This window comes from Methylobacterium terrae, assembly GCF_003173755.1.
GTDB classification, from domain to species: Bacteria; Pseudomonadota; Alphaproteobacteria; order Rhizobiales; family Beijerinckiaceae; genus Methylobacterium; species Methylobacterium terrae.
The window spans coordinates 3,509,216-3,521,333 of the sequence record NZ_CP029553.1; the positions used below are offsets into that span (position 1 = coordinate 3,509,216).

The following is a 12,118-nucleotide window of genomic DNA, read 5'->3' on the forward strand; positions in this document are numbered from 1 at the left end:
AGCCATGGACTGGAGCAAGGCATATCCGGCGCCGGCAACGCGCTTCGGGCTGTCGCGCCTCGCCGCGGTGGCCGGAGTGGACGTGCGCACGGTCCAGCGATGGCAGCACATCGGCGCCCTGCCGGGTAAGCGGATCGGACGCGGGAAGGTGCGGACCTACGACGTATGGGATGCCTTGCGGCTCCGGTGCCTCGCTGAGATGAGCCGGCTCGGCATGCGGCTCACCGGCCCCGGGCTGCACCTGTCGGGCGCCCTGACCGGCATGGTGCTCTTCGAGGTGGCGCAGCGCGGGAGCATCGAGGGCGTGCCGACCGACCTACGGCTCTACCCGGACGGCGAAGAGTGGCTGATGCAGTGGGATCCACGCGTGCCGGATCCGGAGGGCTCGCACATCAGGATCAACCTGCGGGCCTTGGCTGAACATGTGTCCGATGCGGACGACCTATGGAAGCCGTGAGATCCATAGAAATTTTATATCGATCGTGAAGGGCGCATTCCGCAGGGGATGCGCCCTTTTTGTGTACGGCCTTTCACAGCGCAATCCTTAGGCATCCGAAATTCCAGCAATGCGTTTTTTTGCAATAAGATAAGTAACAAAAGAAGAGCATGCACCGATCATGAACATGGCATCTGCCTCGTCAACATCCGCATCTCCTTTATCCAAGAGCGGGTGACGTATTCCATTTTCGTCACTAGTGTAACCATATAGCGCAGCAAATCCCTTTCTCATGGCAGCATGTAGATTTGTTGAGCTTTCTAAGCGTAGAAGTGCTTTCGATAGCTCTGCGCTAGGTTCAAGAGTTCTTGCCACTGCTTCAACAGAATGTATGCTTTCCCTAACGCTGTCAGCAAATCTACCTGAACTTAAAGCCTCCATTGCGCCCTTCAGATGTGCATGCGCACCTAAAAAATCTACAGATCCTGTTGATATCAGCGCACCAGAAATTGCAGCCGCTTCTTCGTCAGATCCTATCGGAACGAATGTATCTCTCTCGAATAACCTATATGCAGCCTTTTCCTCAACTAAAATCTGCTCGATTTGGCTGGAAAAAAAATATGATGATTTTTCATGCCTGATAATGAATTGCAAAAAATCATATATTTGTATGTAATTACCGCTTTCGAATAACGGAAATAATTTTTCTACAGTTTTTTTTGTGCCATTGTCGAATACGTGAGAGAACCCGCCTCGTCTTATAACGTATTCGTCTTGAAGTATACTAGTCCATGTTGGACTTAGGGATTTGTATCCGGTAGTGATTACAGTTTTATTATTAGAGATAAGCTCACGGTATAATGCATCCCAGAGCCTTGCGCGGAGTTTGCGAGGCACTTCGGTTCTTTGATGTTGTGTTGGAAGAGGTGCTGCCCCTTCGGCCTGAGCAAAAGTCAGACCTTTGCGGTTAGCAATATCGTTGGACGTCAAAGTAGGCCCCTAAGCCGCGTTGCATCCGTGTTGCACGGAGCAACCTACGCCCAACCGTAACCCATTGTAAAACAACGATCCGTGTTGCAGGCCAACGCAACACTTTTCGCCAGGAAAGAGAACACGAAAAAGCCCGCTAAGTCATTGACCGAGCGGGCTAAACGGATGGTAGCGGAGGAGGGATTTGAACCCCCGACACAAGGATTATGATTCCTCTGCTCTGACCAACTGAGCTACTCCGCCGCGCGGTGGCCGGTGCGTGACCGGCTCTGCGGTGGCGCGGATATAGGGGGAGGCGGCGGGCCCTGTCAAGGAACCGTCGCAGCCCTTTTTCCGCGCCGCCTCGCCCTCACAGCGCGTCGCCGAGGATCTCGGCGACCTGGGGGATGTCCTTGTCGCCGCGGCCCGACAGGTTGACGACCATCAGGTGGTCGCGCGGCAGGCTCGGGGCGAGTTCCTTGACCTTGGCGAGCGCGTGGGCGGGCTCGAGGGCCGGAATGATGCCCTCCATCAGCGAGCACAGCCGGAACGCCTCCAGGGTCTCGGTGTCGGTCGCCGACAGGTAGGTGACGCGGCCCATCTCGTGCAGCCAGGCGTGCTCGGGGCCGATGCCCGGATAGTCGAGGCCGGCCGAGATCGAGTGCGCGTCGGCGATCTGGCCGTCGCCGTCCATCAGGAGGTAGGTGCGGTTGCCGTGCAGCACGCCCGGCTTGCCGCCGGTGAGCGAGGCGGCGTGCAGGCCGCTCGACACGCCGTGGCCCGCCGCCTCGACGCCGTAGATCGCCACCTCGCGGTCGTCGAGGAAGGGATGGAACAGCCCCATGGCGTTCGAGCCGCCGCCGATGCAGGCGACGAGGGAATCGGGCAGGCGGCCCTCCTGCTCCAGCATCTGCGCCTTGGTCTCGATGCCGATGATCGACTGGAAGTCGCGCACCATCGCCGGGTAGGGATGCGGCCCCGCCACCGTGCCGATGCAGTAGAAGGTGTCGGCGACGTTGGTGACCCAGTCGCGCAGGGCCTCGTTCATCGCGTCCTTGAGGGTGCGGGTGCCGGATTCCACCGGCACCACCTCGGCGCCGAGCATCTTCATCCGGAACACGTTCGGCTTCTGCCGCTCGACGTCGACCGCGCCCATGTAGACGACGCATTTGAGGCCGAACCGGGCGCAGAGCGTCGCGGTGGCGACGCCGTGCTGGCCCGCTCCCGTCTCGGCGATGATCCGCGGCTTGCCCATGCGCCGGGCGAGCAGGATCTGGCCCAGCACGTTGTTCACCTTGTGCGAGCCGGTGTGGTTCAGCTCCTCGCGCTTGAAGTAGATCTTCGCGCCGCCGAGGTGCTCGGACAGCCGCTCGGCGAAGTAGAGCGGGCTCGGCCGGCCGACGTAATGGGTGAGGTAAGCGGTCATCTCGGCCTGGAAGGACGGATCGGCCTTCGCCTCGGCGTAGGCCTGCTCCAGGGCGAGGATGTTCGGCATCAGGGTCTCGGCCACGAAGCGGCCGCCGAAGATGCCGAAGCGGCCGCGCTCGTCGGGGCCGGTGCGGAACGAGTTCGGATTCTGGGGAACGGTCACGGCGGGGCTCTTCAAGTCTGGAAGGGGTGGCGGGATCCTCGTCGGCGGGGCTTACGCCCTTCGCGCCGCAGGGGCAATTTCGGGATCCGTCGCACCCGCGGCGGCGGCGGTTGTCGTGCCTGCGGCGGCTCTGGCCGCCGGCGCGGCGGCTCTGGCCGCCGCCACGAAGGCGGCGATGCGGTCGGGGTCCTTGACCCCGGGAGCGCTCTCGACGCCCGACGACACGTCGACCGCCTGCGCGGCGGTGACCGCCACGGCCTCGGCCACCGTCGCGAGCGTCAGGCCGCCGGAGAGCATGAACGGGCTGTCGCGGCCGGCGCCCGCGAGGAGGGACCAGTCGAAGGCGTGGCCGTTGCCGCCCGGCAGCACCGCGCCCGGGGCCGGCTTGGCGTCGTAGAGCAGCCGGTCGGCCAGCGCCGCGTAGCGCGCGGCGCCGGCGAGATCGTCGGCGGTCGCGATGCCGAGCGCCTTCATGATCGGACGCCCGGTGCGGGCACGCAGGGCCGCCACCCGCTCCGGGCTCTCGCGGCCGTGGAGCTGCAGCCAGTCCGGGTCCAGGGCCGCGACCACCGCGTCGACGAGGGCGTCGTCCGGATCGACCAGCAGGGCGACGCGCTCGGCACGGCCCCGCGCCTGCCGCGACAGGGCGGCGCCCAGGGTGAGGTCGACGTGGCGCGGGCTCCTGGGAAAGTGCACGAGGCCGATCTGATCGGCGCCTGCGGCGATGGCGGCCTCGAGCGTCTCGGGCGTGCCGAGGCCGCAGATCTTGACGAGGCAGGCGGTGGCGGGAGCGGGCGACATCCGCCCTATATAAGCCGATCCGGCCGCGGCCGCACGTGCCGCGGCGGCGCGCGTCACGCCGGGTGCCGCGTCAGGCTCTCCCACACCGCGGCGGCGGCGGCGAGGTCCTCGATCGCGGCGCCGACCGACTTGAACACCGTGATCTCCCCGGGTGCCCGCCGCCCCGGCGCCTCGCCCCGGCACAGGGCGGCGAGATCGCCCGCCACCGCCTCGGGCGCGAGCGCACCGGCCTGGATCGCGACCGCCACGTCGCCGCCCTTCTTGAGGGCGTCGGGGGTATCGACGTAGACCGGCCCGCGACGCAGGGCCTCGTCGTCGGCCTCGCGCATCGCGGGAGTGAAGGCGCCGACGAGGTCGAGATGGGTGCCGGGCCGCAGCCAGGCGCCCCGCACCAGGGGCTCGGTCGACAGGGTGGCGCAGGAGATCAGGTCCGCCTCCCCCACCGCCGCCGCGAGGTCGGTGACCGGGTAGGCATGGATGCCCTCCGCCGCGAGGGCAGCGGCGAGGCGCACCGCGCCCTCCGGGCGGCGGTTCCAGATCGCGACGTCGCGGATGGGACGGGCGGCGGCGTGCGCCCGCACCAGGTAGGGGGCGAGCGCGCCGGAGCCCACCATCACCATCCGGGCGGCGTCGGGCCGGGCGAGGTGGCGGGCGGCGAGCGCCGAGGCGGCGGCGGTGCGCCACAGGGTCAGGCGGGCGCCGTCGAGGAGCGCCAGCGGCCGGCCGTCGCGGCCGTCGCAGAGCAGCACCCCGCCCTGGATCGTGTCGAGGCCCCGGGCCGGGTTGCCGGGAAACAGCGTCAGGATCTTCACCCCGACGTAATCGGCGGTCCAGGCCGGCATCAGCAGCAGCGAGGCGCCGTCGGGCGCGGTCTCGATCGCGTGGTGATGGCGGGTCGGCGCCGTCGCGCCGGCCCGGAAGGCGGCCGCGAGGGCGTCGGCCATCCGGGCGGGGTCGAGCGCGGCGTCGATCTCGACCTCGCCGATCAGCCGCATGGTCAGGCGCGGCTGACCGGGGCCGGCAGCGCGGTGCGGCCCGGGGCGGCCGGGGCCGCCTGGCGCAGGCGCTCGGCCTCGTGGCGCAGCCGGGCGAGCTCGCGGCCCTTGGCGCGGCGGTCGCGGCGGGTGTCGCCCTGGCCGAGCCAGGAGCCGATGCCACCGACGACGATGCCGAGCGCCACCGCGGCGAAGATCAGGGCGTAGAGCGGCATCGGCATGCTGAAGGCCGGCGTCCCGTCCGAGAACGGATCGAAGGACAGCATCACCGGCTGGCGGTTCGCCACCGCCAGGAGCACGACCACGATCGCGATGGGCAGCAGGATCAGGCCCTTGAGGAAGCGGATCATCGGGAAAGCCGGTCTTTCGGGGATGCGGGAAGGGGTCGGGACCGCCGGGCGGGCCCTCGACGGCACAGTGTAACGCGCGGCGGCCGCGGGGCCAGGGCCGACGCGCGCGTCAGCTCACGGCGGCCTCGGCTCGGCTCGGCTCGTCGGCGCCGATCCCGGCGGCGTTCAGGCGCAGGCGCATCTCCTTGCCGGTCTTGAACACCGGGATCGCCTTCTCGGCCACCGCCACGGCGGCCCCGGTGCGCGGGTTGCGGCCGCGCCGCGCCTCCCGCCGCTTGACCGAGAAGGCGCCGAAGCCGCGCAGCTCGACCCGGTCGCCCCGCGCAAGCGCGTCGGCGATCGTGTCGAGGATGGCGTTGACGATGTTCTCGACGTCGCGCTGATACAGGTGCGGGTTCTGCTCGGCGATCTTGAGCACCAGCTCGGACTTGATCATGGGCGGTACGGTCTCGAGTGAGGCGGGGCTGACCGGGCGGGACTGATCGGGCGTGAGGTGCCGGAAGCGGGGTGCCGGCAGACTCGCCGGAGCCTGCCGGGGGAGCGGGCGAGCCTTACGGGCGCCAGACCGCGAGCAGGCCGCCCCGGGTCAGGCTCGCCGTCTCGTCCCCGGCCTGCCGCAGCCGGGCGGCGAGGTCGTCGTAGCCGAGGAGCCCCGCGCCGGCGGCGGCGGCCGAGAACAGGCCGAAGCGGTTGTCCGAGCGCGGCTTCCAGTCCCGCACCGGCAGGTCCTTGGCCACGCCCTTCTCGCGCTCGAGCCAGGCGATGGCCTGGCGCTCGGAGCCGGTCTCGTCGATCAGCCCGAGGGGCACGCTCTGGCGGCCGCTGAACACCCGGCCGTCGGCCACCGTCCTGATCTGGTCGGGGTTCATCTTCCGGCGCTCGGCCACCAGGTCCTTGAACCAGCCGTAGGTGTCGCCGACGATCGCCTGCAGGGCGGCGCGGGCCTCCGGCGGGGTCGGGTGGAAGCCGCTCGGCTCGGCCTTGAGCGGCGAGGACTTCACCTCGTCGACCTTGACCCCGACCTTGTCGAGGAGGCCGGACACCTCCGGGTACTGGAACAGCACGCCGATCGAGCCGACGAGCGAGGTCTCGCGGGCGACGATGTGGTCGGCGGCGATCGCCGTGATGTAGGCGCCCGAGGCCGCGGTACCGTCGACGAAGGCGACGATCGGCTTCTTCTCGGCGAGCGCGCGGAGATTGCGGAAGAGCTCTTCCGAGCCGGTGGTGGTGCCGCCCGGCGAGTTGATCGAGACCACGACGCCCGAGACCGCGCTCGAATCGCCGACGCGCTTCATCAGCTCGCGCGTCTTCTCGCTGCCGGCGATGAAGCCGTCGATGCTGATGCGGGCGATCTGCGGCGTGACGGCGGAGAGCCCCCTGCCCCCGGCCGCCCGCCAGCCGACGGCGCCGGCGGCGACGATCAGCGCCCCGACCCCGATCGCGCGCCAGACGGACAGCTTCCGGCGCAAGGATCGCCGGTCGAGGAGAAGTTCGGCATCGATGGCCATGCGGCGCCCGTATCCTGGTCTGACTCCCGAGGCGCCTCCGTCGCAGGCCGCGGCCTGCAAGTCATTGGCGCATCTCGCTCCCGGGGTGTTCTACCCCCGGCCGTCGCGCAGCGGCAAGACCGGTTTTGCGGGCATCCCTCCCCCCGATCGCGGTAATTCGGACATGGGAACGCCCGCGCGGGGGATCCCCCGCGCGGGCGCTCGGTCGTCGTCGGGGTGCCCGGGCCGGCAGGCCCGGGCGGATCCCTTACGTCTCGTCGCCTTACTTCTTGTCGCCCTGGCGGGCCTTGAGGGCCGCGCCGAGGATGTCGCCGAGCGAGGCGCCCGAATCGGCCGAACCGTACTGGGCGATCGCCTCCTTCTCCTCGGCCATCTCGAGGGCCTTGATGGAGAGCTGGACGCGGCGGGCCTTGCGGTCGAACTGCGTCACGCGGGCGTCGAGCTTCTCGCCGGCGGCGAAGCGCTCGGGGCGCTGGTCGTTGCGCTCGCGGGCGAGGTCGGCGCGGCGGATGAAGGCCTGGAGATCGGAATCGACGATCTTGACCTCGATGCCCGAATCCTTGACCTCGAGCACCTCGCAGGTGACGACCTGGTTCTTGCGGATGCCGTCACCGGCATCGGCGAAGGGGTCGCCGGCGAGCTGCTTGATGCCGAGCGAGATGCGCTCCTTCTCGACGTCGACGTCGAGAACCTGAGCGCGCACCACGTCGCCCTTCTTGAACTCGTCGATGACCTGCTCGCCCGGACGGTTCCAGTCGAGGTCCGAGAGGTGGACCATGCCGTCGACGTCGCCCTCGAGGCCGATGAACAGACCGAACTCGGTCTTGTTCTTGACCTCGCCCTCGACCTCGGTGCCCGGCGGGTGCTTCTCGGAGAAGGCCTCCCAGGGGTTCTGCAGGGTCTGCTTCAGGCCGAGCGAGATGCGGCGCTTGACCGGATCGACCTCCAGGATCTGAACCTCGACCTCCTGGGAGGTGGAGACGATCTTGCCCGGATGGACGTTCTTCTTGGTCCAGCTCATCTCCGAGACGTGGATCAAGCCCTCGATCCCCGGCTCCAGCTCCACGAAGGCGCCGTAATCGGTGATGTTGGTCACGCGGCCCTTGAGCTTGGCGTCGACCGGGTAGCGGGCGGCGATGCCCTCCCACGGATCGGCGAGCAGCTGCTTGATGCCGAGCGAGATGCGGTGCGTCTCGTGGTTGATCTTGATGATCTTGACCTTGACGGTCTGGCCGATGTTGACCACCTCGGACGGGTGGTTGACGCGGCGCCACGCCATGTCGGTGACGTGCAGCAGGCCGTCGATGCCGCCGAGGTCGACGAACGCACCGTACTCGGTGATGTTCTTGACCACGCCGTCGATGACCTGACCCTCTTCGAGGTTGGCCACCAGCTCGGAGCGCTGCTCGGCCCGGCTCTCCTCGAGCACGGTGCGGCGCGACACCACGATGTTGCCGCGGCGGCGATCCATCTTGAGGATCTGGAACGGCTGCGGCGTGCCCATCAGCGGGGTGACGTCGCGGACCGGACGGATGTCGACTTGGCTGCGCGGCAGGAACGCCACGGCGCCGTCGAGGTCGACGGTGTAGCCGCCCTTGACCTGGTTGAAGATCGTGCCGGAGACGCGCTCGTTGTTCTCGAACGCCTTCTCGAGCTTGACCCAGCTCTCCTCGCGGCGGGCCTTGTCGCGCGAGATGACGGCTTCGCCCAGGGCGTTCTCGATGCGGTCGACATAGACCTCGACCTCGTCGCCGACGGCGATCGGCTGGTCACGGCCGGGGCCCGTGAACTCCTTGAGGGCGACGCGGCCCTCGGTCTTGGCCCCGATGTCGATGACGGCGACGTCCTTCTCGATCGCCACCACCCGGCCCTTGACCACGGAGCCTTCCGTGATCTCGTGCTCCCGGAACGACTCTTCCAGGAGGGCGGCGAAATCCTCGCGGCTCGACGCGGCGCCTTGCAAACCTGCGGACATTGATGCTCCTTTTCGTCCCGCCCTATCCGGGGGGACGGCGCCGGCGGCTCGTATCAACGGGCCGCTTCCGCCCGCCGGAGTCCCGAGACAGGCCCCTGGGGGCCTTCGGAACCGCCGCTCCCCGAAATGTGAAGGGGCGCGGGCCGGCGCATGATCGACGGGCGAAAACGTGTTTCTCCGGACGGTCCCGGCCGGAGCGCGGTGCGGAGGGCTCGTCGCCCTGCACGCGGCATCCCAGCATCGGACCACCGGAGGTTGGGCCGATACATGAAAACGGTCCGGCCGGCAAGGCGTTGTCGCCGTCGGGGCGCGGCGGGCCGCCCGCGGTTGCCGGTCTTTCCCACCCGCCCGTCTTGCCCACGCCGTCTTGCCCATACGCGCATGTCCGGGTTACCCATCCGTAGCCTGAAACCATTCTCATGTGTTCGGGCACGGCGGACCGCGCTCCCGGGAGACGGGCCGTCCAAGCAAGCAAGACGGCACGCCGCGCGCGGCGTGGGGAGGAGGAACGAGGTGCGGGCCCGCGAGGGCCGCGGCGCCTGAGACTTGAGTGCAGGATCGACTGCAGGATCGACTGAACGAGGGGGAGGCCGGGCGTCGCGACCGGAATCGTGTCCGCGGGGTGCCCGAGCGACCTCCCGAAGCCGGAGGGCGACGATGATCAAGCTCAACGTGAACGGTGAGGAGCGCCGCTTCGACGGCGATCCCGAGATGCCGCTGCTCTGGTACCTGCGGGACGAGCTCGGCCTGACGGGCACCAAGTTCGGCTGCGGCGTCGCGGCCTGCGGCGCCTGCACCATCCATGTCGGCGGCACCGCGATGCGGGCCTGCCAGACCCCGGTCTCGGCCGCCGACGGCCAGCCGGTCGTGACGATCGAGGGCCTGTCGCCGGACGGCAACCACCCCGTCCAGGCCGCCTGGCGCGAGCTGAACGTGGCGCAGTGCGGCTACTGCCAGACCGGGCAGATCATGCAGGCGGCGGCCCTCCTCAAGGACACCCCGAAGCCGACCGACGCCGACATCGACTCGACGATGAGCGGCAACCTGTGCCGCTGCGGCACCTATCCGCGCATCCGCGCCGCCATCAAGCAGGCGGCGGGGCTGACCCCGAAGGCCGGACAGGGAGATCGCCTGTGATTCACGACCTCTCCTCGCTCATCGCCGCCGCCCCGGCCGCGGAGCCGGATTCCGCCGTCACCAAGGCCTCGCCCGGCCAGCTCAGCCGGCGCGGCCTGCTCGCTGGCGCCGGCGCCCTCGTGCTCGCCCTGTCGATCAGGCCGAAGGGCGCGATCGCCGCCGAGAAGGGCTTCGGCGCCGACGGCATGCCGCATGGCTGGCGCGACGACCCGACCCTGTTCGTGGCGATCGCGCCCGACGGCACCGTGACGGTGACCTGCACCCGCGCCGAGATGGGCCAGGGCGTGCGCACCTCGGTGGCGCTCGTCATCGCCGACGAGCTCGACGCCGACTGGGGCAAGGTCAAGGTCGTCCAGGCCCACGGCGACGAGGAGCGCTTCGGCAACCAGGACACCGACGGCTCGCGCAGCTTGCGGCACTTCTTCATGCCCTTGCGCCGCGCCGGTGCCGCCGCCCGCGCGATGCTGGTCGAGGCCGCCGCCAAGCAGTGGGGCGTGCCGGCCTCCGAGGTCTCGGTCGAGAACCACGCCCTCGTCCACGCCAAGTCCGGCCGCCGCACGGCTTTCGGCGACGTGGCGCAGGCGGCGGCCTCCGTGCCGGTGCCGGACCGCGGAACCGTCAAGCTCAAGGACCCGTCGGCCTTCCGCTACATCGGCAAGGGCCGCATCGGCCTCATCGACAATGTCGGCATCACCACCGGCAAGGCGCAGTACGGCCTCGACACCCGCGTCGAGGGGATGCTCTACGCCGTGGTCGCCCGCCCGCCGGTCTTCGGCGGCAAGGTCAAGACCTTCGATGAAGCCGCGGCCCTGAAGGTGCCGGGCGTCGTCAAGGTCGTGACCATCGACCCCCCGGCCCCGCCCTACGAGTTCATGCCGACCGGCGGCGTCGCGGTCATCGCCCGCAACACCTGGGCGGCGATCAAGGGCCGCGAGGCGCTGAAACCCACCTTCGACGACGGCCCGAACGCGAGTTACGATTCGGACGCCTACCGGGCCACCCTGGAGGAAGCCGTGCGCAAGCCCGGCAAGGTGGTGCGCCAGGAGGGCGACGTCGACGCGGCGATGAAGAAGGCGGTGAAGCGCCTCGAGGCCGAGTACTACATCCCCCACCTCGTCCAGGCCCCGATGGAGCCGCCGGCCGCGACGGTCAGGATCGCCAAGGACGGCACGATCGAGGCGTGGGGCTGCGTGCAGTCGCCCCAGGCCGCCCGCGACCGGATCGCCAAGCGCCTCGGCGTCGATCCGAAGACCGTCACGGTCAACGTGACGCTGCTCGGCGGCGGCTTCGGCCGCAAGTCGAAGCCCGACTACTTCGTCGAGGCGGCGCTCTGCTCGAAGGCGATGGACGGCGCCCCGGTCAAGATGACCTGGACCCGCGAGGACGACCTCCACAACGGCTACTACCACACCGTCTCGGTGGAGCGGCTGGAAGCCGGCCTCGACGACAAGGGCATGCCGATCGCCTGGCTGCACCGCAGCGCGGCCCCGACCATCGGCTCGACCTTCGTCGCCGGCGCCAAGGAGCAGATCCCGATCGAGCTCGGGATGGGCCTCGTCAACGTGCCGTTCGCCATTCCCAACATGCGGATGGAGAACCCGCCCGCCGACGCGCACGTGCGCATCGGCTGGTTCCGCTCGGTCTCGAACATCCCGCGGGCCTTCGCGGTGCAGTCGTTCCTCGCCGAGCTCGCCCACATGGCCGGCCGCGACCCGAAGGACTACCTCCTCGACGTGATCGGCCCGGCCCGGATCATCGATCCGGTCAAGATGGGCGACGCCTGGAACTACGGCGAGGATCCCTCGCGCTATCCCTACGATACCGGGCGCCTGCGCAACGTGATCGAGGCGGTGGCGCAGGGCGCCGGCTGGGGCCGCAAGGTGGAGAAGGGCCGCGGCCTCGGCATCGCGGCGCATTACAGCTTCGTGACCTACACGGCGGCCGTCGCCGAGGTCGAGGTCAACGCGAAGGGCGAGGTCACTGTCCAGCGGGTCGACATCGCCATCGACTGCGGCCAGCAGGTCAACCCGGAGCGGGTGCGCTCGCAGCTCGAGGGCGCCGTGGTGATGGGCATGGGCCTCGCGCTCACCGCCCAGATCACCTTCAAGAACGGCCGCGCCGTCCAGGACAACTACGACACCTACGAGCTGACCCGGATCAACGAGGCGCCCAAGATCATCAACGTGCACCTCGTGCAGGGCGGGTCCTGGGACAAGCCGCTCGGCGGCGTCGGCGAGCCCGGCGTGCCGCCGGTGGCGCCCGCCATCGCCAACGCGATCTTCGCGGCGACCGGGCGGCGCATCCGCCAGCTGCCGATGCGCGACAAGCTGAGCGCGTGAGACGAGGACCCGCGGGG

The 12,118-nt window shown here is 69.1% G+C and carries 11 protein-coding genes and 1 tRNA gene; 3 read left to right on the forward strand and 9 right to left on the reverse strand.

What is annotated here, in order from left to right; genetic code table 11:
• The first annotated feature begins 4 nt into the window (after window positions 1–4).
• Entirely contained in the window at window positions 5–457 is a 453-nt protein-coding gene (locus tag DK419_RS16100; RefSeq protein WP_109959973.1) for a MerR family transcriptional regulator, read from the forward strand.
• 87 nt (window positions 458–544) lie between these two features.
• On the opposite strand, the gene DK419_RS28710 is transcribed toward DK419_RS16100, so the two are convergent.
• From DK419_RS28710 to rpsA, 9 genes are all read right to left on the reverse strand, one after another.
• Window positions 545–1,426: an AbiJ-NTD4 domain-containing protein gene (locus DK419_RS28710; RefSeq protein ID WP_162561276.1), complete on the reverse strand. Its 882-nt coding sequence runs from the start codon at window positions 1,424–1,426 to the stop codon at window positions 545–547.
• Window positions 1,427–1,592: 166 nt separating this feature from the next.
• Window positions 1,593–1,669, reverse strand: a tRNA-Met gene (locus DK419_RS16105).
• 106 nt (window positions 1,670–1,775) lie between these two features.
• Window positions 1,776–2,996, reverse strand: a complete 1,221-nt coding sequence (gene trpB / locus DK419_RS16110) for a tryptophan synthase subunit beta (protein ID WP_109962342.1) — start codon at window positions 2,994–2,996, stop codon at window positions 1,776–1,778.
• Window positions 2,997–3,047: 51 nt separating this feature from the next.
• Entirely contained in the window at window positions 3,048–3,797 is a 750-nt protein-coding gene (locus DK419_RS16115) for a phosphoribosylanthranilate isomerase (RefSeq protein ID WP_109959974.1), read from the reverse strand.
• Window positions 3,798–3,850: 53 nt separating this feature from the next.
• Window positions 3,851–4,792, reverse strand: coding sequence for a bifunctional Delta(1)-pyrroline-2-carboxylate/Delta(1)-piperideine-2-carboxylate reductase (gene lhpI, locus DK419_RS16120; protein WP_109959975.1), 942 nt, complete (start codon window positions 4,790–4,792; stop codon window positions 3,851–3,853).
• 2 nt (window positions 4,793–4,794) lie between these two features.
• Window positions 4,795–5,142: a LapA family protein gene (locus DK419_RS16125; protein ID WP_109959976.1), complete on the reverse strand. Its 348-nt coding sequence runs from the start codon at window positions 5,140–5,142 to the stop codon at window positions 4,795–4,797.
• 109 nt (window positions 5,143–5,251) lie between these two features.
• Entirely contained in the window at window positions 5,252–5,578 is a 327-nt protein-coding gene (ihfB, locus tag DK419_RS16130; protein ID WP_048443025.1) for an integration host factor subunit beta, read from the reverse strand.
• A gap of 115 nt (window positions 5,579–5,693) precedes the next feature.
• Entirely contained in the window at window positions 5,694–6,650 is a 957-nt protein-coding gene (gene sppA / locus DK419_RS16135; protein ID WP_109959977.1) for a signal peptide peptidase SppA, read from the reverse strand.
• 262 nt (window positions 6,651–6,912) lie between these two features.
• Entirely contained in the window at window positions 6,913–8,625 is a 1,713-nt protein-coding gene (gene rpsA, locus DK419_RS16140; RefSeq protein WP_109959978.1) for a 30S ribosomal protein S1, read from the reverse strand.
• Window positions 8,626–9,282: 657 nt separating this feature from the next.
• On the opposite strand from rpsA, the gene DK419_RS16145 reads away from it, so the two are divergent.
• Together DK419_RS16145 and DK419_RS16150 are read left to right on the forward strand one after the other, a co-directional pair.
• Window positions 9,283–9,762 (forward strand): (2Fe-2S)-binding protein, encoded by a 480-nt coding sequence (locus DK419_RS16145; RefSeq protein ID WP_109959979.1) that lies wholly within the window; start codon window positions 9,283–9,285, stop codon window positions 9,760–9,762.
• Window positions 9,763–9,782: 20 nt separating this feature from the next.
• Window positions 9,783–12,101 carry a xanthine dehydrogenase family protein molybdopterin-binding subunit gene (locus DK419_RS16150; protein ID WP_245443024.1) on the forward strand — a complete coding sequence of 773 codons (2,319 nt, stop codon included), beginning with the start codon at window positions 9,783–9,785 and terminating at the stop codon, window positions 12,099–12,101.
• Window positions 12,102–12,118 lie beyond the last annotated feature (17 nt).